Here is a 25,280-nt window from a genome sequence, read left to right on the forward strand (position 1 = left end):
TCAAGCCTGTTCTTCTTTTTTCGAATTATGAAGACGAATCTTATAAATTCCAAGGACAAGAGATGCTATGACTAACGCTTCCCCCATTGGGAGAAACACAGCGAAGAAAGAAAGAAGAGTACATCCAAGTGCCATTACCGCATAGATAATCACATTTTTGAGCAAAGGTAGCTTTTTGGCGAAACCTAGCTGATAGACAAGGATGCATAATCCAAAGATTGTTAAATACAAATACCACATTCCCGCTTCAGGGTTCTCATCCACTCTGTACAACGCTGCAAAAAATGATAATCGCTCTTGGATATCCAATCTTTACTCCTCCTCTAGCTAATTATTTTTCTTCAACAGCCACTTTTTTTCTTTTAGCTGCTCTTTCACGTTCGTTTTTATCAAGAATTTTCTTACGAAGACGGATTGATTCAGGAGTTACTTCACAATACTCATCATCGTTCAAATACTCAAGTGCTTCTTCAAGAGACATAATTCTTGGTTTCTTCATTGAAGAAGTTTGATCCTTATTTGCTGAACGCATGTTTGTCATTTGTTTTGCTTTAACGATATTAACCGTTAAATCTGCATCACGATTATGTTCGCCGACAATCATACCTTCATAAATGTCAGTACCTGGTTCAACAAAAATGACACCACGGTCTTCTACTTGCATAGTACCGTATTGTGTTGTTTTTCCTGATTCCATAGATACTAATACACCTTGACGTCTTCCGCCAACTTGGCCTTGTGCCATTGGTTGGTAGCTGTCAAATGAATGGTTCATGATACCGTAACCACGAGTGATTGTTAAGAACTCAGTAGAATAACCGATAAGTCCACGGGCTGGAATCGTGAATAGTAAACGAACTTGACCGCTTCCGCTATTGACCATGTCTAACAATTCGCCTTTACGTGCACCCATGGATTCCATGATAGCACCAGTATGCTCTTCTGGAACATCGATTTGAACACGTTCAACTGGCTCGCAACGTACGCCATCAATAAGACGAACGATAACTTCCGGTTTCGAAACTTGAAGCTCATAGCCTTCACGTCTCATGTTTTCAATCAGGATAGAAAGGTGAAGCTCTCCACGACCAGAAACAATCCATACGTCCGGAGAATCAGTATTTTCTACTCTTAAGCTTACATCTGTTTGCAATTGGCTTTTCAAACGCTCTTCGATTTTACGAGCCGTTACGAATTTACCTTCACGTCCTGCGAATGGGCTGTTGTTTACAAGGAAAGTCATTTGTAATGTTGGCTCATCGATACGTAGGATTGGAAGCGCATCAGGATGCTCTACTGGGCAAACCGTTTCACCGACGTTGATATCTTCCATACCGGAAACGGCGATTAGGTCACCAGCAACAGCTTCTTGGATTTCAACTTTTTTCAAGCCGATATAACCAAAGATTTTCGTTACACGGAATTGCTTAACTGATCCATCAAGCTTCATCAATGAAACTTGTTGTCCCACGTGCATTTTTCCGCGGAATACACGACCAACACCGATACGTCCTACATAGTCGTTGTAATCAAGTAAAGCCACTTGGAATTGCAGTGGTTCTTCTGAGTTATCGACTGGAGCAGGAATCGTTTCGATAATTGTTTCGAATAATGGAGTCATGTCTTTTTCTTGTTTAGTAGGATCTGAATCCAAGCTTGCTGTTCCAGCAATACCTGAAGTGAAGACTACTGGGAAGTCTAATTGTTCTTCTTCAGCGCCAAGTTCGATGAACAAGTCGATAACTTCGTCGACAACTTCATCTGGACGAGCAGAGTCTTTATCAATTTTATTCACGACAACGATAGGCGTGATTTTTTGTTCCAAAGCTTTTTTCAACACGAAACGTGTTTGAGGCATACAACCTTCATAAGCATCGACAACAAGTAAAACGCCATCGACCATTTTCATGATCCGTTCTACTTCACCACCAAAGTCAGCATGACCAGGTGTATCCAAGATATTAATTCTTGTGTCTTGATATTGAACTGCTGTATTTTTCGCAAGAATCGTAATTCCGCGTTCTTTTTCAATAGCATTAGAATCCATCGCACGTTCTTCAACGTGTTCGTTTTCACGGAAAGTACCAGATTGCTTAAGCAACTGATCCACTAAAGTTGTTTTACCATGATCGACGTGGGCAATGATGGCTATATTACGAATATTTTCTCTTAATTTCAAAAAATTCACTCCTAAAAAAATTTGGTGTTTAACGTATCACTAGTATTAACTTACATATTATATCACAAACATGGTAGAAACAAATAACGAAATTATGTACAATAGAATTATTAGGGGTGATTTTAATGAATATTAAATGGAATTTCTTAATTTTAGCGATACTGGCTACAGCAAGTATTGGCTCCATTGGCATCTTTATCGCGATAAAGAGCATACTCGGAATAGTAGCTGCAATCGTTGTGCTATGCGGAATAATGGGGTATGGCTTCTCTCAAAAGAAAAAACTGCGTGAAGCAGGAAAGTTATAAATAAAAAAACTCGCTGCTGATAGCGAGTTTTTTTATTTATAACTTTATACTCCGAAAATTTATTTTCCATTAAAGGTTTTTCCTGCATATCGTTCACTACTTTCTTGAATTATCCGACAAGTATCGTTCGAACACTTCCTTATGTAGACCAGGTTTAGAAACAAAAAGAGAATCTCCTGATAGGAAGTTCAATTCCTCCCCTTTAATGTTGGTCACTTCCCCACCAACCTCTTCAATAAGTAACGCCCCTCCAGCAAAGTCCCACGGCATAAGGCGCATCGTTATATAAGCATCCAGGCGTCCAGCAGCTACGAAAGCAAGTTCCAGTGCAGCTGATCCGTATGATCGTGTTCCCCTGACATCACGGACAAGCGGGGCAAGGATGTTTGGATCGATTCGGCGGTTTTCCGTTACCCAACTCGCATTCATCGATAGAATGGATGTACTGACAGAACCTTCTTCTAACGGGGCAAGCCTTTGTTCATTCATAAAAGCTCCCTGCCCTTTAACAGCATGGTATAATTCATCATGCACAACATCATAGACCATGCCGATTTTCCCGATGCCATCCTGGTATACACCGAGAGAAATGGCAAAATTCCGCTGTTGGTGGATAAAGTTCAATGTACCATCGATGGGATCAATAATCCACACCGTCCCCTTTAAATCCTTTATCTGATTCCCCATACCCTCTTCTCCAAAAATACGATGGTCAGGAAATGTTTCATTTATATGTTCAACAAAGAATTTTTCTATTGCCTTATCCATATTCGTTACCAAATCATTGGGATTCGTTTTTTCCTCGATATTCAGCTTGGTTTCAAAGGACGCCCGAAGCTTGACCCCCGCTTCCCTCATCCATACCTTCGCATATGTATCCATTTCTTTAACCGATGCCATCATAATATCCCGTCCTTTGTCATCAAAACTACATTAAATAGATATTCTAAAGAGTAATGCAAATATACCATGACTTCAAGTTTTTAACATCTTCATATTTTAAGCTTTTTAAAAATTTAAAATTCAATCCACTTAAATGAACAGTCCACCACATCAAGACTTCTTTCCTTTATTCCTCAATAGAAATATTCAAATCCGCTATTGGGAACACTTCAGGTATATAATGAAAAACGGACACATTATTTTCTAAAAAAATAAGTGTCCGTTCAACTATTATAGATTTCATTATCCATTTAATTCATATGCTCCTTATTGATCTTTACAACTATTCATTTACAAAGCCTTAAGCTTTAGCAACTCCAAACGGATACGCTCTAATCTTTGCTTGCATAGTGACCTCATCTGATCGTTTTCTTCACTGATCGCTTCAAAAAGGGTTGCTAATTCATAGTCCATTTCCATTCTTAACACTGCAGCTCTATGTCTTTCTACTTCTTTAGCTTTTAATGCTTGGTTCATGACTTGTTTCATAATTAACATTCTCCCTTCATCAATAAACTTAATTTTCAGAATTTAATTTTATTTTATCATATGTCTTCCACCAACAAATAGCAACTAATTTGTGTTCTTACCCATCAATTTATTTGAAATCAAGTTACAAAACGCTATTTTCGAAATTACCTTATACTTATGCTACAATATGTGCAGATATTTACGGTAGGAGAGATAAATGATGAAATTATTAAGTTTCACTTCTGATGATTTTAACGTATTTAAAATTGATGGATTAGAACCGCGAATGGAAGCTTTAAAAGAAAAGATACAACCTAAGCTTCATGCATTGGGCGAACATTTTTCACATCAGCTATCTATCATGACTGGTGAAGAAATGTTTCCTCATGTAGCAAGGCATGCCAGACGGAAAGTGAACCCTCCTAACGATACATGGGTTGCTTTTGCCGCTAATAGCCGGGGCTATAAAATGATGCCCCATTTTCAGATAGGTATATGGGAGACACATTTGTTCATATGGTACGCCGTCATTTATGAGGCCCCCAATAAGGTAGAAATAGGACAGCATCTTGAGAAAAACATTAACCGGTTAAAAGAAAATATCCCTTCTGACTACGTTTGGTCAATGGACCACACAAAGCCTGAAGTCATTCCACATGAAGGGCTTTCTAGTGAAGATTTACACTCCATGTTTTCCCGTTTGCAAACGGTCAAGAAGGCCGAGATCCTTTGCGGAATACAAATCCCCCGCGAAGAGGCCATTCAATTAAAAGAAGATGAATTCATCCAAATCATTCAAGATGCGTTTGAACATCTTTTACCCCTATATCAATTAAAATAAACGCTTATGTCGTAATATGACGTATATCTACAAAATATAGACCAAACGATGGAAGCACGGAGGTGCCTTTATAGGTACCTCCGTGCTTTTATTTTTGAACCAATATTTTACTTGCGCTGATGAGCTCGGTGATGTGTTCTTTTTTTCCCGTTTCAAAGCATTCTATGATCTTGCTTCCGACGATGACCCCATCACAGGATTGAATCGCATTCCTTACATGCTCGGGCGTTGAGATGCCAAACCCGGCAAGAACCGGGACAGGGCTCAGTTCTTTTACCTGTTTAAGATATTCACCGACATCGCCCCCGAAGGTATCACGGGTACCCGTGATACCCTTTACCGTAACTGCGTAGATAAAGCCTTCAGCTCCTGCTGTAATCTCCGTGATTCGATCCATTGAAGACGTGAGGGTCACAAGTCGAATCAGTGTGATACCCGCTGTTTTGATGGATGAAAACACCGTTTCTTCCTCAATCGGCAAATCAGGAATGATACATCCTGCTATTCCAGCATGAAGGCAATCCTCTATAAACTCCTTTAGACCATATGCCATGATGGAATTGGTGTACCCCATTAGTATAATCGGGATATTCACATCGTTTTTGATTTCCGTTACCTTTTTCAAAATATCCTTCAAAGTCGTGCCCTTCTCCAAAGAACGAATCCCTGCCTGTTGAATAACCGGTCCATCAGCAACTGGATCGGAAAAGGGTATGCCCAATTCAACAGCGGTTGCCCCGTTTTTTTCTAGGAACATCAGCTGGCCTTTTAATCGATCCAAACCTCCATCGCCTGCCATGATATAGGGGATGAACGCCTTTTCTCCCTTGTTCACACAATCTTGCATCACTTTCGTTAACTTATTCATGATCGCTGCCCCCTAAAATGGATTGGACTTGTTCAACATCTTTGTCACCACGACCAGAGAGACAAATGACCAACCCTGTCCCTTTTTCCATTTCTTTAGCCAGTTTTAACCCATAAGAAAGGGCATGAGAGCTTTCTAAAGCTGGAATAATCCCTTCTTCCCTTGAAAGCAATACAAGGGCATCCAAGGCTTCCTGATCAGTAACGGAAGTATATGTGACCCGATTCGTATCCTTTAGGTAACTGTGTTCCGGTCCTACTCCGGGATAATCCAACCCCGCTGAGACCGAATGGGCCTCCTGGATTTGGCCGTCTTCGTTTTGCAAGACATACATGAATGCCCCGTGAAGCACGCCGGGCCTTCCCTTAGTCAAACTTGAAGCATGTAATGGTGTATGGAGACCATGACCTGCAGCTTCCACTCCATATAACTTCACCGTTTCATCCTCTATGAAAGGGTAAAACATGCCCATTGCATTACTGCCACCCCCAATACAAGCGACCACTGCATCAGGAAGCCCATTTACCAAGTCTGAATACTGGCGCTTTGTTTCATTGCCAATGACGCTTTGATAATCGCGAACAATGACGGGAAACGGATGTGGACCGAGAACAGAGCCCATAATGTAGTGAGTGTCCTCTACATTTGCAACCCAGTATCGTAATGCTTCATTTACTGCATCCTTCAAAGTGGAGCTCCCTTGTGTAACGGAAACAACCTTTGCTCCTAACAATTCCATTCTGAATACGTTCAATTTCTGCCTTCTGATATCTTCTGCACCCATGAAGATGATGCATTCGAGCTTCAATAAAGCACAGACTGTCGCCGTCGCTACGCCATGCTGTCCTGCACCTGTTTCGGCTATGACCTTTTTTTTGCCCATTTTTTGAGTCAATAAAGCCTGGCCTATCGTATTATTTATTTTGTGGGCACCTGTATGGTTCAAATCCTCACGTTTCAGGTAGATATCGGCACCACCTGCAAGTTTCGTCAGGTTCTCAGCAAAATAAAGAGGTGTTTCCCGACCAACGTATTGAGTCAGGTAATAGGATAGCTGCTTTTGGAAATCCGGATCATTTTTTGATTGTTCATAGACCTCTTCAAGTTCAGTGATTGCAGCCATCAAGGTTTCAGGGACAAAACGGCCACCATATGCCCCGAAGTGCCCAGTTTGGTCAGGTTGTGTATACGTACTCATCTATTCATTCCTCTTCTCCTGTATATTTTTTGCCTTCCTTATAAATGCCTTTATTTTTGTTGCGTCCTTCACCCCATCTATCTCCACACCACTAGCGACATCAACCCCGAATGGGGATACGGCCAAAATCGCTTTATCCACATTATCCGGATTTAAGCCACCTGCAAGAAAAACCTTGTCCAGTGGAAGCTTGGCTTTTTGGAGCATATCCCAATCTAATGTCATTCCTTTTCCCGAGGAACCTTTCGGCAAATCGACCAGAAGATACTCAGCTGGATAATCGTTAAGGTTTTCAAGGTCCTCTTCTGAATGTATGGCGAATGCCTTAATGACAGGTAGCGGCATCCTTTCGGCAAAACTAGTAGACTCGTTTCCGTGCAGCTGAATATAATCCAATCCAGCGATGCCAGCCGTCCTAATCACATCCCGTTCGGCCTGATTAGAAAACACCCCTACTTTTTTCACATGTCCAGGGAGGTTTCGTCCAATTTCACGCACCACCTCAGGTTGTACTTTCCGGCTGCTTTCTGCAAAAATGAACCCGATGAAATCAGCACCTGCCCCTACAGCCGATTGGACATCCTCCAATGTTTTCAATCCACAAATTTTGACGAACATATTTATCTCCTTACCTCTTAAAAGTTCACTTGAAGTTCATTCATCGTCTCCGAAAGGTTGGTGGAAGTCATCAAGGTTTCACCCACTAAAATCCCCCTGGCACCCGCTTTTTTCACACGCAGGACATCTGCTTTCGTTTTGATTCCACTTTCACTGATAATCATATGAATGTTCGGATCAAGCAGTTTCGCAAGCCGTTCCGTTACAGCCAGGTCCACTTCGAATGTTTTTAAATTTCTATTGTTGATCCCAATCAATTCTGCTCCGAGGTCCACCGCCTGTTTTAGCTCTGATTCATCATGGACTTCAGTTAATACTTCGAGCCCTTTACTTTTTGCATATTGATACAACTCATGTAGGCGCTCTTTCGAAAGAGCTGCCACAATTAAAAGAATAATGGTCGCACCTGCATGGTAGGCCCGGTCAATCTGGATTTCATCAATGATGAAGTCCTTACAGAGTCTAGGGATTTTGACAAGTTGGCTCACGTTTCGTAAATCATCAATCGTTCCTTTAAAGAAAGACTCGTCCGTCAAAACGGATATGGCAGCAGCTCCCCCTTTTTCATAAGATAGGGCTTGATTGATGGGGTCAACATCCATGTTTATCGTACCCTTTGACGGAGAAGCACGTTTTATTTCTGCTATAACCGAAATGGAGGCGGCTGTTTTCAAAGATTCCACTAGCGATGGCCTTGTTGAACGGACCGCCTCCGACTGTGGAAAGCCGCTTCCTTCTTTATAATGGGCAACCTCCACTTTTTTCCTTTCGATGATTTTCGTTAAAATATTTTCCATTTACATTACCACCTTATTACGGTTGCCATAGGCAATTAAATTTTCTAATTTCGCAAGAGCTGAACCGCTGTCCAGACTATCTTTGGCCAGAGAAATGCCCTTTTTAATTGTGGGCGCCGTTCCATGGGCGAATAATCCCAGCCCTGCGTTCAACAAAACGGTATCCCGGTAAGCCCCTTTCTCTCCTTTTAAGACACGTAGCATAATATCAGCATTTTCCTTAGCGTCTCCTCCACGAATTTCCTCATTTCCGTAGATGGGCAAATCCACTTCTTCCGGATTCAGGGTAAAGGGGATGATGTCCCCTTCTTCCAAAAGGACGAGAGAATTTTCTCCCTGTAGACTTGCTTCATCCATAGAACCTGCTCCATGGATGACAACCGCACGTTTTCTGCCTAATTTGTGGAGCACCTCGGCAAATAGCTCAAGCATATCCCGACGGTTAATTCCCAATAGTTGCGTTTCGAGTTGCACTGGATTTGTTAATGGACCTAAATAATTAAAGACAGTTGGGATCTTCAATTCTTTTCTCACTTTCATAATCCGGGCGCTGTTTGGATGGAGTGACGGCGCAAACAAGAAAGTGATGCCGTTTTCCTCCAGCAGTTCTTTCACCATTCCAGGTTCAAGGTATAAATTGACCCCTAGCTCTTCCAAAACATCCGCACTTCCCGTCTTACTCGAAATGCTACGATTTCCATGTTTGGCAACCTTTACTCCGGCACCGGCCAGAACAAATGCAGAAGTGGTACTGATGTTGAAGCTTTGTGAGCCATCTCCACCTGTCCCGCAATTATCCATCACGTTTAAACTAGTCGAATGTACACTTCTTGCTTTTTTCCGCATGACCCTGACCAGACTGGCGATTTCTCCCGCCGTTTCTCCTTTTGCTTTTAATGCTATAAGAAAAGCCGCCATCTCGCTTTCTGTAATATCTGTAGAAAATAACGCTTGGGCTGCTCTACTCATCTCATCTTCCGTCAATGTTTGACGCTCTGCTAACTTCACTAAATACTCCTTCACAACTGACTCCCCCACTCGTTTTAAAATTATAAAATGGATTGTTCCTTCTCTAATTGATATGCATCCGCAATCTTATAAAATTCATGTAACAGTTCTTTGCCAATCTTTGTTCCAATTGATTCAGGGTGAAATTGGAGACCATACAGCGGATAATCCCGGTGTTTCAATGCCATGATCTCTCCATCGTCCAACGCATTCGCCGTAACTAGTAACTCAGGAGGCACGCTTTCCCTCTCAACTACCAGGGAATGGTAACGCATCACTGGGAATCGATGTTCCTGATTAACAAAAACCCCCGTCCCATCATGCTCAATAACCGATGTCTTTCCATGCATGATTACTTGTGCTCCAACCACTTTCGCACCAAAAGTTGCGCCAATCGCCTGATGACCAAGACAGATTCCCAAGATAGGAAGCTTCTTATAAAAGGAACGAATGATTTCCATACTCATTCCCGCATCTTCAGGTCGTCCTGGACCTGGGGAGATGATGATTGCCATTGGGTTCATGTCCTCAATTTCAGCAATGGTGATTTCATCATTCCTTTTCACAATCAAATCTTTCTCGACTTCTCCTAAATATTGATACAAGTTGTAAGTAAATGAATCATAGTTATCAAGCAACAAAATCATTTTTTATTTACCTCCATCAACGCCCGAGCTTTATTCTGTGTTTCCTCATATTCGGTTTTCGGATCCGAGTCATATACAATTCCCGCTCCGGCCTGTACGTAGGCATGCCCCTCCTTGATAATCATCGTCCGTATGGCAAGGGCCATATCCAGGTCACCTCCGAAACCAATAAATCCAATTGATCCTGAATAGACGCCTCGCTTACAGTTTTCAAGTCCATTGATCAATTCCATGGCCCTGATTTTTGGGGCACCAGATACAGTCCCAGCAGGCTGACAGACCGTTAAAGCATCTAAACTCGTAAATTCCTCCCTAAGCTTGCCGCTAATCTTGGAGGCAATATGCATCACATGCTGATATCTCTGAATTTCCATTTCTTCCGTAAGATGAATCGAACCAATTTCACAAACCCGCCCGAGATCGTTTCTTCCCAAGTCTACAAGCATCCTATGTTCAGCCAATTCCTTCTCGTCCATCAGTAAGCTTTTTTCTAACCCCTTATCTTCCTCAACCGTTTTTCCCCTAGGTCGTGTACCCGCGATGGGATTCACATGCACCATACCGGCTGAAACACTGATTAAGCTTTCCGGCGAAGAACCCAGAACGGTGTATTCTCCAAACTCAATATAGAACATGTATGGTGATGGATTGGCTAAGCGAAGTCGTCGATATGCATCGAACGGCTCTCCATCAAAGTCAGCCTGGAACCTTTGTGATAACACGATTTGGAACACTTCACCCGCTACAATCGCTTCCTTCGCTTCAAGCACCATTTTCTCGAACTCCACCTGACTGAAGTTCGAATCGAATTCCAAAAATTCCGACGATAATTCTTGTGACGGTTTACTCGGTTGATTGATTTTCTCCTTCATATCCGCTAAACTTTTTTTTCCATCGTCTTCGGCAGTCAAAAGATGAATCTTTTGCAGGACATGGTCGAATATGTACAATTCCTTAAAAAATAGAAAATGGGCATCTGGCATCTGAAGTGGATCAGGGGGTACATCACCAATCTTTTCAAATAAACGAATAACATCATACCCCAGGTACCCGACTGCACCCCCATTAAATGGGGGAATATTCACCGGGATACCCTCAAGTTCAACCAACAGTTGATCCTTCAGGAACTCGATGATGTTCGCTTCCTTCACTTCCTCTTCCCCGGATACAGAATCCTTGACGTGAACTTGATTGGCTAATGAAGTGACCTCCAAATAAGGATTGGACCCTAGATAGGAATAGCGACCATTATCATGATGTGAATTTGAGCTTTCGAGCAGAAATTTTTTCTTATCATTTAATTTGCGAAATATGGAGATTGGTGTGTGAATATCCCCTTCTATTGTTTCCATTTTAAAATGAAGTTTCTTTTTCTCATTCAAAGAATTCATGAACAATCCCTCCCTTTATGTCAATTACGTTATACGTTTATTTTTTCTCCCGCCGTCAGAATAGGAGGTGGAGCTTATCTTTTTAATCCTTCGTCATAACATCGTCAGAAATGGAACATATAAAAAAATCCCCTGCAAACACAAATATTGTGCTTGCAGAGGACGGAATACCGCGGTGCCACCTCAAGTTGGAAAAATCACTCTTTTTCCCTCTTACAGCAGGATATAATCCTGCACACCCTTTAACGGAGGCAACCGGGTTTCCCTACTTCATTTCAAGAAACCACTCATAAGTCCATTCATCTTCCTACTTCGTACCGGTTTTCAGCTGATCCGGCTCTCTGTGACGATGCTAAAGAAAGATTACTACTCTTAATCAAAGATTTAATTATCCTTTTTAAAAAAAACGCAAAAAAGCCCCTCATCCAAAGGACGAGGAACCCGTGGTACCACCTTAATTAGCTATAATAGCTCACTTTACGGCACAAAAAACATTACATGCCTGTCTCCATTAACGATGAGATAATCGCCAAAGCCTACTCCGTCATCCGTTTCGGTTTGGGGCTCGGAAGTCCATTCGCTTAAACTTGTTCACCAGTTTTCAGCAACCACTGGCTCTCTACAGAACAATATTAAGGTACTATTCTTCGTCACTGCCTTTATCTTTTCTTGTTTATTATGTTAAAACATAATTTGCAGGAAGTCAATAAAGTTTTCTAACAATTGAAAATTTTATTTCATTTTAATCCAATCACCATCTGCAAGTGCTTTCGCTTTCTTAATAACATGATAGGCAGAATACGTGCTGGCCGATTCGAATTCGTCCGTATACCTCTTTTCATCCGCCTTACCTGGGACAATCACCTTAAAACGGCGATAGGCATTCATGAATGCTTCTTTTTCAATTTTACTTTCATAAGCTTTCTCGACTGCTTCAAAAAATTTAATGACGTCGACGATTTCTTCCGTTGACCAATCAAGATCCATAGGATATTGATAATCCATACTTATTCACTCCTTCTAGTTAAATCCTGTTGAATGGGTAACTTTCTCACTCAGCCCACTTTGAGCGAATGGCCTCCGCCTCACTGATGATACGTTTGAATAGCTGGGCCGTCGTTGGTACATCATGGATCATCCCCATGACCTGTCCTGCCCAAGCGTAGCCTTCGTCCTCGATTCCATCATGAATATACCTTTGGTTTGCTTCTCCGCTTATGTAATCCTTCAATTGCTCGTATCCACCGTTTTCTTTTTCAATTTCAAGAATCTTATCCGTCCAGCTATTAGAAATGACGCGGGCAGGAGCACCAATTGAACGCTTAATGACAACGGTATCATTTTCTGTTCCGGAAACCAAGGCATTTTTATATAATTCATGGGCATGGACGCATTCCTCGACAGCAATGAATCTTGTACCCATCTCGATACCTTCGGCTCCAAGGGCCAATGCAGCCATTAACCCACGTCCATCCCCGAATCCACCTGAAGCGATTACGGGAATGCGCACGGAGTCAACCACTTGCGGTATCAATACGGATGTACCGATATCATCCCTTCCTAAATGACCTCCGCCTTCCTGCCCGACCACCATCACAGCATCCGCACCCAATTGTTCGGCTTTGACGGCCTGCCTCTTTGCGGCAACTAGCACAAGCTTCTTTACAGGCGTATCTTTAAGAAATTCTAGAAATGGAGCAGGGTTGCCACCAGTTACCGAGACAATGGCAATTCCTTCTTTCATCGCTGCCTCAAGCATATGTTCATAGGGCCTGCCATGCTGACCAATGGCGAAATTGACGCCAAAAGGCTTATCCGTCATAGCTTTTGTCTTTCGGATTTCCTGAACCAATTGATCCGGGTCATTCAACGACATGGCCGTTACCTGTCCCAAACCCCCAGCATTCGAAACCGCTGCAGCCAATTCCGCATAGGCAAGGTGTGCCAATCCCCCTTGCACAATTGGATACTGTATCCCCAATAAATCAGTCACGCGAGTTTTCCATTTCAAGAACATCTTCCCCCTTGTCCATTCTTTAATACTCTACACGAATCATTATGGCAAATACTGTTTATTTATTCAAATCATAAACTCACCTATATCAGGAAGTTCATTCAACAATCGCTAATACATTTCATTTGCCTAGTTTCATAGATTCTTTCGCCTTAGCTTGCTATTTTAGGGTTTAAAAGTATAACTAGGCATTTATTGTTAGACATGCTATAATTCTTTTGTTTTATGTCTACCCATAATTCGCAGCCCGATTTAATAGAGGCTGACACGCAGAATAATATACTGCAGTAAATGGAGTATTTTTATATATTATATTGAAAAGGGGCTACAAGAATTTGTCACAGAATGAAACACCCTTATATACTGCTTTGTTACAGCACTCAAAAAAGAATCCTGTTCAATTCCATATTCCAGGTCATAAAAAGGGGAAAGGGATGGATCCCGATTTTCGTGATTTCATCGGGGAAAATGCCTTATCGATAGATTTGATCAATATTTCCCCACTTGATGACCTCCATCAGCCAAAAGGAATAATCAAAAAAGCTCAAGACCTAGCAGCTGAGGCTTTCGGGGCTGACCATACATTCTTTTCGGTACAAGGAACAAGCGGTGCAATCATGACGATGGTCATGTCGGTCTGCGGACCCGGAGATAAAATCATCGTTCCGAGGAACGTACATAAATCCGTTATGTCAGCCATCGTATTTTCCGGTGCCGTTCCCATTTTCATTAATCCTGAAATCGATAAAGACCTGGGAATCTCCCATGGAATAACTATAGAAGCCGTTGAAAAAACACTAAAGGAACACAGCGATGCCAAAGGACTTTTGGTAATCAACCCGACTTACTTCGGCATTTCGGCAGACTTGCAGAGTATAGTGGAGTTGGCACATACTTACCATATGCCGGTGCTCGTTGACGAAGCACATGGGGTCCATATTCATTTTCATGAAGAACTGCCACTATCCGCCATGCAAGCTGGAGCCGATATGGCAGCTACGAGTGTTCATAAACTTGGAGGTTCGATGACGGGCAGTTCCGTTTTAAATGTAAAGGACGGACTGGTTTCCGCAAATCGGGTCCAGGCAATTTTAAGCATGCTCACAACGACCTCGACATCCTATATCCTTCTTGCATCACTTGATACAGCCAGAAGGCAACTAGCAACGAACGGAAGGGAAATGATCGATGGTGCAATAAGGCTTGCGGAATATGCAAGGAACGCAATCAATGAAATTCCTTATTTATATTGTGTAGGGAAAGAAATATTGGCGAGTAAGGCTGCCTTTAGTTATGATCCGACAAAATTAATCATTTCTATTAAAGAATTGGACATTACCGGATATGACGTGGAGAAGTGGTTGCGTGAGAAACATAATATCGAGGTGGAGCTCTCTGATTTATATAATATCCTTTGTTTGATCACCCCAGGGGATTCCATAACGGAAGTGGATATATTAATCAATGCCCTTAAAGACTTATCGGAAGAATTTAAGGAGTGGGCTGCCGATCATGGAAGAATCGAAGTCCTGCTTCCCGATACTCCGCCACTTGCCCTATCGCCAAGAGAGGCCTTCTATGCGGAAACCGAGGTGGTGCCTATCGAGGAATCCGTAGGAAAGATCAGTGCAGAATTTATTATGGTCTATCCCCCTGGGATCCCGATTTTCATACCGGGTGAACTGATCACCGAGGACAACATTGCCTATATCCAGAAAAATATCGAGGTGGGCCTTCCCGTCCAAGGTCCTGAGGATCCAGAAATTAAATACTTACGGATCATTAAATATTAAAGAAACGGTAAAAACCAGAGCAATCAGACATACGCTCTGGTTTTTACTCGTCGTTTACAATCATAATCGTTCCTTAATTGGGTCTTCCCTCATGGAAAAAGGGCGTCCAGGTTATATTTTCTGGAACACCCTCAAAATCTATTATCAGTCAATGTTGTATGTCCTATTCCTTAGAGGCAGCTGTATCACAGCTGTGGCAGTTGTGATTATGTGTATAAAGTACACTTACTTTTTCATCTTCAAAATGATCAATCGTGCTGTTGCAAGTTTGACAAACGATAGTTCCCATTTTTACAACCCCTTCCTCTATATTGTATGCATGAAACGATTAATGTAACCGCTTTATTCCATTATAATATAGCACATTTAATATTTCAAGCTATAAAGTATGTCATATATAGATTTTTCCAATTCGTTATTTCATAAATTCCAATATTAGAAATTCCCCATTGTTTTCATTGGCTTCAGGAAAACAAGTCCTGATTAGCGTTGCTATTCCCCCCTGATTTGTAGACCGCATATCATCGTCAGAAAAACAGAAGTACCAATCTGTACCGTTGCCTGGTTCAGCGTATCCCTGAGCGGGTCCAAACATACGATATCAAAAGCCCTCACCTTGTCATGGCTTCCGGCAAGAAATACAGCTTCCAGCAATTCCCCTGGATGCATCCCACCAGTAGTCGCTGCTGGAACACCAGGAGCAAACGCCATGTCGAGAACATCCATATCAATCGTCACGTAAATCATATCCACTTGATCATTTAAATGAGCTAATGCCTCTTTTATCACCTGTTCAATACCTTGCTTCCTGACTAATCGTAAAGGGACATACCTGACTCCTTTCTTCTTTGCATAGTCAATTAAATCCCTGGTGTTATAAAACCCATGCAAGCCAATATTATGGATATGCTTTCCCTCGACAATGCCCGCTTCAATCAACTGACGCATGGGTGTACCATTAGTAGGACCGTTTTCTGAAGGATCCCGCAAATCAAGATGCGTATCGAATTGCAGGATACCTATTTTACTATCAGGATAGATTTGCTTCATTCCTTTCACCAGCATGGCTGTTGTAGAATGATCACCGCCAATTCCACCAATCAAGGAATTCCGGTACATATCGTGAACAGCAGCGGATGTCTCCCTAATCGACTGATGACAAAGGCTGATATCCGTTCCATGCATGGGTGCATCACCTAAATCCCATACCTGCATCCCAGAGAAATCCACATCATAATCCATGTTATAGGTAGAAAAGCCTTTCCATGAACGACGAAAATAATCAGGGAACTCCGATGCTCCCGATGGGCTGATGGATGACCTGGATAGTGGGGCCCCAAAAAAGACACAATCCGGTTCATCCATATCTCCTGCCATTCTCTGCTCATCAATTGTCCGAATCCACTGGTGGACCTTTGCTGGGTGGGCTGCCGGGAATGCTTCCTTCCTCCAAGTAAAAGTTGCCGGTTGAAGATGAACGTCACTCAACAAGCGCTCCCCCTTTCACAACGACTCTTCCTTTTTTTATGACGGTATGTGTGTGATTGACTCCATAAAAATACTGAAGTTTCGCAAAGTGATCTACGTCAAAAATCGTGATGTCCGCCTTTTTGCCGACTTCGATGCTCCCGATTTCCTCAGCACGATCAATGGCATGGGCTGCATTGATTGTGACGGCCGTTATCGCTTCAGCAGGACTCATCCCCATCTTCATACAAGCAAGATTCATCATGAAAGGTAGAGATACCGTCGGCGAAGAACCCGGATTACAATCCGTGGAAAGGGCGACCGGTACACCTAGATCAATCATCTTTCTGGCATCGGCGAATTTTTTCATTAAGAAATAGGCTGTTCCCGGTAGTAAAACACCAACCACCCCCGCTTTTGCCATCTTCTTCATCCCCGTAATCGATGCTTCTAGCAAATGATCTGCTGAAATGGCCCCTAATTCAGCCGCAAGCTCCGCTCCTTCATACGGCTCGATTTCATCCGCATGAATTTTAGCCTTCAGTCCGAATTTCTTTCCGGCCTCCAAGATTTTCTTTGCCTGTTCAGGGGTGAATACGCCTTCTTCGCAAAATACATCGTTAAACTCCGCCAATTTAGCTTGTGCAACTGCAGGGATCATTTCATTAATGATTAAATCAACAAAAACTTCAGGGTTTTCTTTAAAATGTAGGGGGACGGCATGGGCACCCATAAAGGTTGAAACAACATCAATTGGATGTTGTTCATGAAGTAACTTTGCCACTTCAAGCTGTTTTCTCTCCGTGTTCCAATCCAAGCCATAGCCACTTTTCGCCTCGACTGTCGTCACCCCTTGTAGAAGAAATCCGTTCATGCGTTCCAAGCTCTCTTCAAGCAACTGGGTGTGACTCGCTTTTTTCACAGCCTCGGTCGTCGCATATATGCCCCCGCCATGATTCATGATATCCATGTAAGTGGCACCTTCCAGGCGTTGATTAAACTCCTTTTCCCTGCTTCCGGCAAATACTAAATGGGTATGTGGATCTACCAAACCAGGCGTAACCAACTTGCCCGTTGCATCTAGGGTCTCGGCTTGAGCTAGACGAGGCGTGTACTTTTCCAGTAAATCACTCGTTCTACCTACCGCTTGAACGATTCCGGCTTCGAGCCAGACGCTTCCATTTTCGATGATTTGCAAGTCTGACATTTCTGCCTTAATCCTGGGGGCTTTCATCTTTCCGTCGAGTGTGATCAATTGGGCCGCGTTTTTTATGAAAATGGGTCTACTCATCTACTTCTCTCCCAACATCGGCATATGAATTCCCTTTTCCTTGGCTGTCATAATCGCCAGTTCGTAACCGGCATCAGCATGGCGCACCACACCCATTCCAGGATCTGATGTAAGTACCCGCTCAAGCCTTGCTTCCGCTTCCTTCGTACCGTCCGCCACTATCACCATGCCAGCATGAATCGAATAGCCCATACCGACACCGCCTCCATGATGAACCGAGACCCAACTTGCCCCGCCAACAGCATTGATTAATGCATTTAAGATTGGCCAGTCGGAAACGGCATCACTGCCATCCATCATCGCTTCTGTTTCACGGTTAGGCGAAGCAACAGAACCTGCATCCAAATGATCCCTTCCTATCACAATCGGCGCTTTCAATTCCCCAGCTTTGACCAGGTCATTAATCATTTTCCCGAGCCTGGCCCTGTCTCCATATCCAAGCCAACAAATTCGGGCTGGAAGGCCTTGAAAGGGAATTTTCTCCTGCGCCAGTTTTATCCAATTGCATAGATTCTGGTTTTCTTTGAATTCTTCGAGCAAGACTGCATCAATTTTATAAATATCCTCGGGATCTCCCGATAAGGCAGCCCACCTGAATGGGCCCTTCCCTTCGCAAAAAAGCGGACGAATATAAGCCGGAACAAAGCCTGGAAAACTAAATGCCTGATCCACGCCTTCATCTTTTGCCATCTGACGAATGTTGTTTCCATAATCAAAGGTGATGGCCCCCTTTTCCTGCATACTCAACATGGATCTAACATGGCTGGCTATCGTTTGTTTAGAGGCAACAACATATGCCTTCGGATTATCTTGTCGAAAACGTCTGGCTTGTGCTACCGTCATTCCTGAAGGGATATAGCCATGTAACGGGTCATGGGCGGATGTTTGGTCCGTCAATACGTCAGGGATGAATCCACGTTCAATCAGAAGTGGCAAAATATCTGCTGCATTTCCAAGCAGACCGATGGATAAAGGTTCACCCGCCTGCCTTGCTTTTTTCACAATGGCAATCGCCTCATCCATATCGGATGTTTTACGATCGAGGTAACCATTTTTTATTCTCCGGTCGATTTTGGTTTCATCCACTTCAATGGCGAGACAGACCCCCTGATTCATGGTAACCGCTAACGGCTGCGCTCCTCCCATTCCACCAAGGCCGGAAGTCAAGGTGATGGTATGTTTTAATGACCCTTGGAAATGTTGCCTGGTAAGCTCCGAGAATGTTTCATACGTCCCCTGAATGATTCCTTGGCTACCAATATAAATCCAGCTGCCAGCAGTCATTTGTCCATACATCATCAATCCTTTTTTATCGAGTTCATGAAAGTGATCCCAATTGGCCCAGGCCGGCACGAGGTTGGAATTAGCTAACAAAACTCGAGGCGCATCCGGGTGTGTTCTGAAAACGGCCACAGGTTTCCCTGATTGAACCAATAAGGTTTCATCCGTCTCCAATTCATGTAGCGTTTTCATGATTTTGTCATAGCTTTCCCAATTTCGAGCTGCTTTGCCTATCCCTCCGTATACAACCAGTTCTTCTGGATTTTCAGCTACTTGAGGGTCAAGATTGTTCATCAGCATCCTTATCGCCGCTTCTTGAATCCATCCCTTCGCATGAAGAGTAGAGCCTTTGTAGTTCACAATTTCCCTTTGTTCCTTAGCTCCCATGTTTTTCACCCCTTATCTAAAAGTCATGCATCCATTCCGTAAAGTCATACGTTTTCAACCACGTGGTACAGGCTTCAATATCAGTGGAAAACATTCGGTCAGACTTAATGGTCGGTACAATTTCCCTGGCCTTTTCATAAAATTGAAAAGTCTTTGGACTCATATATTCTGTACCCCTATATTCAACGCCTTGCATCGCCGTAATGCATTCAATCGCCAAGACCCTCCATGTATTCTGGATTATTGCATAAGCATGTCTAGCAGCGATGGTCCCCATGCTCACATGGTCCTCTTGATTAGCTGATGAGGGAATGGAATCGACACTCGCAGGATGAGCTAGCGTCTTGTTTTCCGAGACGAGTGATGCTGCACAATATTGCATGATCATCGCACCTGACTCCAGTCCAGGTCTGGCACTTAAAAAGGGAGGGAGATCATTCAATTGGGGATTAACGAGCCGCTCAATCCTTCTTTCCGATATGCTTGCAACTTCCGCAACCCCTAACTTTAAGAAATCCATGGCAAAGGCAATCGGCTGTCCATGAAAGTTCCCCCCGGATATTACATGGTCACCTTCATCAAAAATCAGCGGATTATCGGTGGCTGCATTCATTTCAATTTGCAATTTTTCTTTTACATATCCGAATACCTGCCAGGAGGCCCCTAGGACCTGGGGGATGCACCGGAGCGAGTATGCATCTTGCACCCGAACTTCCCCTTGCCTGGAAGTAAGCCTGCTTCCTTCGAGCCACTTCCTCATTCTCTTGGCAACAGCGATCTGTTCCGGGTATCCTCTTGCTAGGTGAATCCTTTCATCAAACGTGTCTATAATCCCATTTAATGCTTCGACAGTCATCGCGGCAATCGCTTCAGACAACCATCCGATTTTTTCCGCTTCCAGAAAGGCCACCACCCCCATCGCCGTCATGGCCTGCGTACCATTGATTAGTGCGAGCCCTTCTTTGGCTTCCAACTCGATTGGTGAAATGCTTTCCAGTTTCATGGCCACGGAAGCATTCACAATCTCTCCTTTATAAAAGACCTCTCCCTCCCCCACTAATGCAAGCGCTAAATGTGAAAGTGGAGCTAAATCCCCACTTGCACCAAGAGATCCCTGCTGTGGGATAACCGGATGTATCTCTGCATGTAAAAGGGCCAATAAAGTAGAGATGACTTCAAGTCTCACGCCTGAAAAGCCTTTAGCCAGAGCATTTGCCCGAAGTAGTAGCATAGCTCTGGAAACACTTTCGGGAAATGGGCTTCCTACTCCACAGGCATGAGATTGGATGAGGTTATATTGTAGTTGTTTTACATCTTCGGTATCGATAAATACATCACTGAATTTCCCAAACCCAGTCGTAATCCCGTATATTATGCTTTTATCCAAGACAATTTTTTCGACTGCTTTCCTGCTATTCAAAACATTTTCCAGAGCATTTTGGGAGAGGGTGACCTTTTCCTTCTCAAATATGACCTTTTTTGATAGATTTACCGTTAAATCCTCACCAGTAAGAATCATGCCCTACACCCCTTTAACATAGTAAAGGAGCTGCATCACTTTAAATAAAGCGATACAGCCCCTTTTTTTGTAGCAACTACAATTGAATCGATACCATGTATAGTCATATTCATCTCACTCCTGGAAGAATATTAATTGTTTAAATTTTACAAATAAAAAAGGCTATTTGTCAACCTGTTATTACATATTTTACCATAAAACTGTATCTGGTTTGAGAATGTGAGGAAGGAATTATCCCAATTACAGTTACATATAGATAGGTATATAAAATATCCATTTAATGTTAATCTATTATAAAGAAAACAAGGAAAAGGAGGCTGAATAATGATTGAAAATGCCTATATCAAACTAGTCCCGGAGTCTGTGAAAACCAATGTCACGATTGAGGACGTGAAGGAATTACTCACCTATTACCAAATGGTCACCTCAAAAACAGGAAAGCAACTGGATTGGGACTATGATAAAAAAGCCTTTCCTTATGATATGAAAGAGCCGGATGAAATGAAGGGGAACATGATTTATTTACAGTCCAATGTCGACCGTTATCATATGATATTAATTGGGGTCGACCAAGAAATCATTCAAGATGAGGACGGCATGGAACGGATTCAATCATATATCCAATTCACTCTTCCTGAAACAGCTACATTCGGGGATAAAGGCAAAGCTAATGAATTATGTAAATTCCTCGCAAAAAAATTGCAAGGCCAACTCCACCTCTTTAATAAACGAATCATGTATTATTATCCCAGAAAGTAATGAACACCACTTAAGGCATTCGTATAAGGATATAGACATCTATATTAAGGATAAGTCTAAAATAGTCACAATTTCCAATCATTTTTTCTTTGGTAAGGTACGTGAAAGAATCATTATTTAATGGATGGTTATACTTCTGCAATAATAATTTATGAGCATTATTTCGAATCTCAACTTATCAAAACGGGTAGATTATTCGAAAAAGGAACCAAAAGCATTCTCCTTGAATGCTTTTTTCTTTTGGTTACAATAATAATGAGTCATGATTATTGACCTATCAAGTGAATTAACTTAATCTTGATGGATGTATTAGTTGTATTATTAGGAGGAAATGGTTTGAAGAAACTAATCACACTCATAATATCTTTTTGGGTTCCTGGTGCTGGGCATCTATTCTTAAGTTTACATCCTAGTTGGGAATGGGCATCAAGAGACAGAAAGCTATTTAAAAGAGGTATATTTTTTGCTTTGGCATATTTAGTGTCTTGCTTACTTGCGTTCGTTTCCATAGGGTTCATTCTTGCCCCTATTGTGATAATATGTGCAATGATTGACAGCTATAGACAAGCGAATAAGATTCTATAAATGCAAAGTCCGATGAGCTGGTTGTTCATCATAAAAGGCATTCGGAATATTTCCCGAGTGCCTTTTTAATCGCAAAGTAATATAATCAATGAGACCGATTTCGAATGATTAATAGATACTTTATGCAGGGGTTTCTATTAATCTGGGATCAAGGAATGTGTAGCCTTTCTTTTGAAAACCATTTACGATATCTTCAATCGCGTCATGCGTCCATTTCCGATCATGCATCAATAAGTTCGCTCCATTCGATAAATATGGACTATTTAACATGATATTCGTTAAAGCCTTATCATTTTGATACTCTTTTTTCCAATCATAGCCATAGGTCCAGTTCATAACCAACATTTTTTCTTTTTTCGCAATTCCTTTGGAATATTCGGTATTCGTCCCGAACGGAGCCCGGATGAATTTGGGCCGCTCCCCAACGATTTCTTCTACCAAATCATTTAATTTAACGATTTCTTTTTTTTGAACCACATCAGTCTGTTCCTTCAAGTTAACGTGAGAATATGTATGGTTCCCAATTAGGAAGCCCATATCATGGATTTCCTTCAATATTTTTTTCTTTTCATCATCTTCAATAAAATGGCCATTCACAAAAAATATAGCTGGCACTTGAAGCTCATGGAGCGTTTTAGCAATGTCTAGTGAATATTTATCAGGTGCATCATCAAATGTCAAAAGGACAACTTTCGGATCAGCATCTTTAATTGGTTCAAATGACCAATTTGCCTCATTCAAACGATATTGGACTTGAACCTTCTCCCCTTCTGCCTTCCCTTTTTCAATTGGTTTCTCCTGTTTCTCACTCAGCTCTACTTCTTTTTGTTCATCTTTGATATGGCTCGATGTTTCGACGGTTTTTTGATTTTGTACACGGGTAACATCCATTCCATTACACCCCATCAATACAAGTGATATCATCGCAAACATGCACAAGGGTCTGTTAAGCATAATTCCTCCATTGGTATAAGTCGCATCACGGCTTAAACCTCATTCAATAAACAGGTACTAATGTTTCTAAAAGGATTTGCAATACACCATAACAGAGTAAACTGATAACGGTGACAAGCAGCGTCCTTCTATTGGATTTCAGTATCATTTTTCCGATATAAATGGCTAAATAAGAAAAGACCAAAAACATGAATACTTTAAAAACAAAACGATCATTGACCGACAGCCATTCAACCACCGTATATCCACTCCAAACAATTAGTTGAAAAAGGATGACAAGATAATCTTTCAAGTGATCCACCCCATTTATATGAACAATTGGCCGTTGCTTTATTTCGGCAAACTTGTTCTCAAGTCACACCGCTCCTGCTATTTTTTTATCCTATTCTACAAATTTCAAACCTTTTTCCCTATTAAAACGGATCATGTTCTTTATAAATATATGCCCGTCTTCACATTTCATTAAGTATTTCGGATCGGTAACATTAACTTATAACGAAAAAAAAGCACACTGCCCAGGAAGGGCAGTATGCTTTTTGGGAAAACAATTATTTGATGATATGGATAGGAGTTCCAAGGGCTACTTCAGCAGCTTCCATTGTGATTTCCCCTAAAGTTGGATGCGCATGAATTGTCATCGCGATATCTTCAGCAGTCATTCCTGCCTCGATAGCTAAACCAAGTTCTGCAATCATATCAGAAGCGTTTGGTCCTGCGATTTGTGCTCCAATTACCAATCCGTCTTCTTTACGGGTAATAAGCTTCACAAAACCGTCCGTGCTGTTCAATGAAAGAGCACGTCCATTTGCAGCGAATGGGAATTTAGAAGCTAATGCTTCGATTCCTGCTTCTTTCGCGTCTTTTTCATTATAACCTACAGAAGCAAGTTCCGGTTCAGTGAATGCCACAGCCGGAATCGCTAGGTAGTCAATTTCAGAAGACTCGCCAGCGATAGCTTCCGCTGCGATTTTTCCTTCATAAGAAGCTTTATGTGCTAATTGAGGTCCAGAAACGATATCACCAATCGCGTAAATGTTTTTCACATTTGTACGACATTGTTTATCAATTTCAATCAAGCCTCTGTCCGTCATTTTGATGCCGACTTGTTCAAGACCGATTTCAGATGTATTCGGACGGCGACCTACTGTCACTAACACATAATCCGCTTCAACTTTTTTCTCTTCGCCTTTTACTTCATAAGTAACCGTAACGCCAGTTTCAGTTTCTTCCACGCCTTTAGCAAGAGCTTTTGTAACAATTTCAGCACCTTTGTTTTTAAGGTTCTTTTTAACTAGGGCTGCCATTTGTTTTTCAAAACCTGCAGAAAGAATTTCTTCTGTACCTTCAAGGATCGTTACTTTCGTTCCAAAGCTTGCTAATGCGCCGCTAAGCTCTGTACCAATGTACCCTCCGCCGATAACGACGATTGAACCTGGTAATTCTTCCAAAGCAAGAGCACCAGTAGAATTAAGTACACGTTTAGTATATTTAAATGACGGGATTTCGATTGGTGTAGAACCAGTTGCGATAATCGCGTTTTTAAATGTATATGTTTGAGCTGAGTCTTCATTCATGACACGGATGCTATTTTCATCTACGAAGTAAGCTTCTCCTGACACGACCTCAACTTTATTTCCTTTTAATAGGCTACTTACGCCACCTGTCAATTTATTTACAACAGATTGTTTCCATGCTTGCACTTTAGAAAAGTCAACAGAAACCTTTTCCGCAAAGATCCCCATATCTTCTGAATGCTGAGCATTATGGAAACGGTGACCTGCTGAGATCATCGCTTTTGAAGGGATACAACCTACGTTCAAACAAACTCCGCCAATTGATCCTTTTTCAACAACTGTTACTTTTTGTCCAAGCTGTGCTGCGCGAATTGCGGCAACATACCCCCCAGGTCCTGAACCTATTACTAATGTATCTGTTTCGATCGGAAAATCTCCTACTACCATT

26 protein-coding genes and 2 other annotated features are annotated in these 25,280 nt (G+C 42.1%); of the genes, 4 read left to right on the forward strand and 22 right to left on the reverse strand.

Features of this window, described 5'->3' with window-relative positions:
• Positions 1-309: a YlaH-like family protein gene (locus tag ACQKL0_RS04915; protein ID WP_402868100.1), complete on the reverse strand. Its 309-nt coding sequence runs from the start codon at positions 307-309 to the stop codon at positions 1-3.
• Between the two features lie 22 nt (positions 310-331).
• Positions 332-2,179 (reverse strand): translational GTPase TypA, encoded by a 1,848-nt coding sequence (gene typA / locus ACQKL0_RS04920; RefSeq protein ID WP_402868099.1) that lies wholly within the window; start codon positions 2,177-2,179, stop codon positions 332-334.
• Positions 2,180-2,304: 125 nt separating this feature from the next.
• Between typA and ACQKL0_RS04925 the strand changes: the two genes are divergently transcribed.
• Entirely contained in the window at positions 2,305-2,487 is a 183-nt protein-coding gene (locus ACQKL0_RS04925; protein WP_402868097.1) for a YlaF family protein, read from the forward strand.
• 96 nt (positions 2,488-2,583) lie between these two features.
• Here the strand turns inward: ACQKL0_RS04925 and ACQKL0_RS04930 are convergent, their stop codons facing one another.
• Positions 2,584-3,387, reverse strand: coding sequence for an inositol monophosphatase family protein (locus tag ACQKL0_RS04930; protein WP_427651003.1), 804 nt, complete (start codon positions 3,385-3,387; stop codon positions 2,584-2,586).
• Between the two features lie 333 nt (positions 3,388-3,720).
• Positions 3,721-3,918: a hypothetical protein gene (locus ACQKL0_RS04935; protein ID WP_402868093.1), complete on the reverse strand. Its 198-nt coding sequence runs from the start codon at positions 3,916-3,918 to the stop codon at positions 3,721-3,723.
• A gap of 202 nt (positions 3,919-4,120) precedes the next feature.
• Here ACQKL0_RS04935 and ACQKL0_RS04940 point away from each other — a divergent pair, with 202 nt between their 5' ends.
• Entirely contained in the window at positions 4,121-4,741 is a 621-nt protein-coding gene (locus ACQKL0_RS04940; RefSeq protein ID WP_427686482.1) for a YktB family protein, read from the forward strand.
• Positions 4,742-4,829: 88 nt separating this feature from the next.
• Here the strand turns inward: ACQKL0_RS04940 and trpA are convergent, their stop codons facing one another.
• From trpA to ACQKL0_RS04985, 9 genes are all read right to left on the reverse strand, one after another.
• Positions 4,830-5,609 carry a tryptophan synthase subunit alpha gene (trpA, locus tag ACQKL0_RS04945; protein WP_427686484.1) on the reverse strand — a complete coding sequence of 260 codons (780 nt, stop codon included), beginning with the start codon at positions 5,607-5,609 and terminating at the stop codon, positions 4,830-4,832.
• On the reverse strand, positions 5,602-6,807 hold the full coding sequence (gene trpB / locus ACQKL0_RS04950; RefSeq protein WP_403080055.1) for a tryptophan synthase subunit beta: 1,206 nt from the start codon (positions 6,805-6,807) through the stop codon (positions 5,602-5,604). Before trpB ends, trpA begins: the two co-directional genes overlap by 8 nt.
• Complete coding sequence (locus tag ACQKL0_RS04955) at positions 6,808-7,425, reverse strand: phosphoribosylanthranilate isomerase (RefSeq protein WP_427686486.1); 618 nt, start codon at positions 7,423-7,425, stop codon at positions 6,808-6,810. It abuts the gene before it with no gap.
• 17 nt (positions 7,426-7,442) lie between these two features.
• Complete coding sequence (gene trpC, locus ACQKL0_RS04960) at positions 7,443-8,222, reverse strand: indole-3-glycerol phosphate synthase TrpC (RefSeq protein WP_427686488.1); 780 nt, start codon at positions 8,220-8,222, stop codon at positions 7,443-7,445.
• Positions 8,223-9,245: an anthranilate phosphoribosyltransferase gene (gene trpD, locus ACQKL0_RS04965; protein WP_402868083.1), complete on the reverse strand. Its 1,023-nt coding sequence runs from the start codon at positions 9,243-9,245 to the stop codon at positions 8,223-8,225.
• A 26-nt stretch (positions 9,246-9,271) separates the two neighbouring features.
• Positions 9,272-9,877 carry an anthranilate synthase component II gene (locus ACQKL0_RS04970; RefSeq protein ID WP_402987749.1) on the reverse strand — a complete coding sequence of 202 codons (606 nt, stop codon included), beginning with the start codon at positions 9,875-9,877 and terminating at the stop codon, positions 9,272-9,274.
• Positions 9,874-11,268, reverse strand: coding sequence for an anthranilate synthase component I (gene trpE, locus ACQKL0_RS04975; RefSeq protein ID WP_402868080.1), 1,395 nt, complete (start codon positions 11,266-11,268; stop codon positions 9,874-9,876). The genes ACQKL0_RS04970 and trpE overlap by 4 nt, the downstream gene beginning before the upstream one ends.
• A 155-nt stretch (positions 11,269-11,423) precedes the next feature.
• Positions 11,424-11,657: a binding site (T-box leader), on the reverse strand.
• 36 nt (positions 11,658-11,693) lie between these two features.
• Positions 11,694-11,931 (reverse strand) — a binding site (T-box leader).
• A gap of 69 nt (positions 11,932-12,000) precedes the next feature.
• Complete coding sequence (locus tag ACQKL0_RS04980; RefSeq protein WP_402868078.1) at positions 12,001-12,273, reverse strand: UPF0223 family protein; 273 nt, start codon at positions 12,271-12,273, stop codon at positions 12,001-12,003.
• A 46-nt stretch (positions 12,274-12,319) separates the two neighbouring features.
• A complete protein-coding gene (locus ACQKL0_RS04985; protein ID WP_402956155.1) occupies positions 12,320-13,279 on the reverse strand; it encodes an NAD(P)H-dependent flavin oxidoreductase in 960 nt (319 codons plus the stop codon).
• 338 nt (positions 13,280-13,617) lie between these two features.
• Here ACQKL0_RS04985 and ACQKL0_RS04990 point away from each other — a divergent pair, with 338 nt between their 5' ends.
• A complete protein-coding gene (locus tag ACQKL0_RS04990) occupies positions 13,618-15,075 on the forward strand; it encodes an aminotransferase class I/II-fold pyridoxal phosphate-dependent enzyme (protein WP_427686490.1) in 1,458 nt (485 codons plus the stop codon).
• 163 nt (positions 15,076-15,238) lie between these two features.
• Here the strand turns inward: ACQKL0_RS04990 and ACQKL0_RS04995 are convergent, their stop codons facing one another.
• The 5 genes from ACQKL0_RS04995 to hutH form a co-directional block, all read right to left on the reverse strand.
• Entirely contained in the window at positions 15,239-15,364 is a 126-nt protein-coding gene (locus ACQKL0_RS04995; protein ID WP_402868072.1) for a GapA-binding peptide SR1P, read from the reverse strand.
• A 203-nt stretch (positions 15,365-15,567) separates the two neighbouring features.
• Positions 15,568-16,563 (reverse strand): agmatinase family protein, encoded by a 996-nt coding sequence (locus tag ACQKL0_RS05000; RefSeq protein WP_427686491.1) that lies wholly within the window; start codon positions 16,561-16,563, stop codon positions 15,568-15,570.
• Positions 16,556-17,833, reverse strand: coding sequence for an imidazolonepropionase (gene hutI / locus ACQKL0_RS05005; RefSeq protein ID WP_427686493.1), 1,278 nt, complete (start codon positions 17,831-17,833; stop codon positions 16,556-16,558). The genes ACQKL0_RS05000 and hutI overlap by 8 nt, the downstream gene beginning before the upstream one ends.
• Positions 17,834-19,501, reverse strand: coding sequence for a urocanate hydratase (gene hutU, locus ACQKL0_RS05010; protein WP_427686494.1), 1,668 nt, complete (start codon positions 19,499-19,501; stop codon positions 17,834-17,836).
• A 16-nt stretch (positions 19,502-19,517) separates the two neighbouring features.
• Entirely contained in the window at positions 19,518-21,020 is a 1,503-nt protein-coding gene (hutH, locus tag ACQKL0_RS05015) for a histidine ammonia-lyase (protein ID WP_427686496.1), read from the reverse strand.
• A gap of 324 nt (positions 21,021-21,344) precedes the next feature.
• Between hutH and ACQKL0_RS05020 the strand changes: the two genes are divergently transcribed.
• The gene (locus tag ACQKL0_RS05020; RefSeq protein ID WP_402956145.1) at positions 21,345-21,779 is read left to right on the forward strand and encodes a DUF1885 family protein; all 435 of its coding nucleotides are present in this window, start codon (positions 21,345-21,347) and stop codon (positions 21,777-21,779) included.
• Between the two features lie 266 nt (positions 21,780-22,045).
• On the opposite strand, the gene ACQKL0_RS05025 is transcribed toward ACQKL0_RS05020, so the two are convergent.
• From ACQKL0_RS05025 to lpdA, 4 genes are all read right to left on the reverse strand, one after another.
• Positions 22,046-22,288 carry a hypothetical protein gene (locus ACQKL0_RS05025; protein WP_427686498.1) on the reverse strand — a complete coding sequence of 81 codons (243 nt, stop codon included), beginning with the start codon at positions 22,286-22,288 and terminating at the stop codon, positions 22,046-22,048.
• Positions 22,289-22,484: 196 nt separating this feature from the next.
• Positions 22,485-23,318, reverse strand: coding sequence for a polysaccharide deacetylase family protein (locus ACQKL0_RS05030; RefSeq protein WP_427686500.1), 834 nt, complete (start codon positions 23,316-23,318; stop codon positions 22,485-22,487).
• Between the two features lie 43 nt (positions 23,319-23,361).
• Positions 23,362-23,619, reverse strand: a complete 258-nt coding sequence (locus ACQKL0_RS05035) for a hypothetical protein (RefSeq protein WP_402868055.1) — start codon at positions 23,617-23,619, stop codon at positions 23,362-23,364.
• Between the two features lie 247 nt (positions 23,620-23,866).
• Positions 23,867-25,279, reverse strand: a complete 1,413-nt coding sequence (gene lpdA / locus ACQKL0_RS05040) for a dihydrolipoyl dehydrogenase (protein WP_402987728.1) — start codon at positions 25,277-25,279, stop codon at positions 23,867-23,869.
• Position 25,280: the final 1 nt, after the last annotated feature.

The organism is Peribacillus sp. NPDC097264 (assembly GCF_050277925.1).
Classification (GTDB): Bacteria; Bacillota; Bacilli; order Bacillales; family DSM-1321; genus Peribacillus.

Excerpts from the sequence above, each read along its gene's own strand:
- ACQKL0_RS04925 (WP_402868097.1), top strand. The coding sequence starts at position 2,305 with ATGAATATTAAATGGAATTTCTTAATTTTAGCGATACTGGCTACAGCA.
- ACQKL0_RS04930 (WP_427651003.1), bottom strand. The coding sequence starts at position 3,387 with ATGGCATCGGTTAAAGAAATGGATACATATGCGAAGGTATGGATGAGG.
- ACQKL0_RS04935 (WP_402868093.1), bottom strand. The coding sequence starts at position 3,918 with ATGAAACAAGTCATGAACCAAGCATTAAAAGCTAAAGAAGTAGAAAGA.
- ACQKL0_RS04940 (WP_427686482.1), top strand. The coding sequence starts at position 4,121 with ATGAAATTATTAAGTTTCACTTCTGATGATTTTAACGTATTTAAAATT.
- trpA (WP_427686484.1), bottom strand. The coding sequence starts at position 5,609 with ATGAATAAGTTAACGAAAGTGATGCAAGATTGTGTGAACAAGGGAGAA.
- trpB (WP_403080055.1), bottom strand. The coding sequence starts at position 6,807 with ATGAGTACGTATACACAACCTGACCAAACTGGGCACTTCGGGGCATAT.
- ACQKL0_RS04955 (WP_427686486.1), bottom strand. The coding sequence starts at position 7,425 with ATGTTCGTCAAAATTTGTGGATTGAAAACATTGGAGGATGTCCAATCG.
- trpC (WP_427686488.1), bottom strand. The coding sequence starts at position 8,222 with ATGGAAAATATTTTAACGAAAATCATCGAAAGGAAAAAAGTGGAGGTT.
- ACQKL0_RS04970 (WP_402987749.1), bottom strand. The coding sequence starts at position 9,877 with ATGATTTTGTTGCTTGATAACTATGATTCATTTACTTACAACTTGTAT.
- trpE (WP_402868080.1), bottom strand. The coding sequence starts at position 11,268 with ATGAATTCTTTGAATGAGAAAAAGAAACTTCATTTTAAAATGGAAACA.
- ACQKL0_RS04980 (WP_402868078.1), bottom strand. The coding sequence starts at position 12,273 with ATGGATTATCAATATCCTATGGATCTTGATTGGTCAACGGAAGAAATC.
- ACQKL0_RS04995 (WP_402868072.1), bottom strand. The coding sequence starts at position 15,364 with ATGGGAACTATCGTTTGTCAAACTTGCAACAGCACGATTGATCATTTT.
- hutI (WP_427686493.1), bottom strand. The coding sequence starts at position 17,833 with ATGAGTAGACCCATTTTCATAAAAAACGCGGCCCAATTGATCACACTC.
- hutU (WP_427686494.1), bottom strand. The coding sequence starts at position 19,501 with ATGGGAGCTAAGGAACAAAGGGAAATTGTGAACTACAAAGGCTCTACT.
- hutH (WP_427686496.1), bottom strand. The coding sequence starts at position 21,020 with ATGATTCTTACTGGTGAGGATTTAACGGTAAATCTATCAAAAAAGGTC.
- ACQKL0_RS05020 (WP_402956145.1), top strand. The coding sequence starts at position 21,345 with ATGATTGAAAATGCCTATATCAAACTAGTCCCGGAGTCTGTGAAAACC.
- ACQKL0_RS05025 (WP_427686498.1), bottom strand. The coding sequence starts at position 22,288 with ATGGAAACGAACGCAAGTAAGCAAGACACTAAATATGCCAAAGCAAAA.
- ACQKL0_RS05030 (WP_427686500.1), bottom strand. The coding sequence starts at position 23,318 with ATGCTTAACAGACCCTTGTGCATGTTTGCGATGATATCACTTGTATTG.
- lpdA (WP_402987728.1), bottom strand. The coding sequence starts at position 25,279 with ATGGTAGTAGGAGATTTTCCGATCGAAACAGATACATTAGTAATAGGT.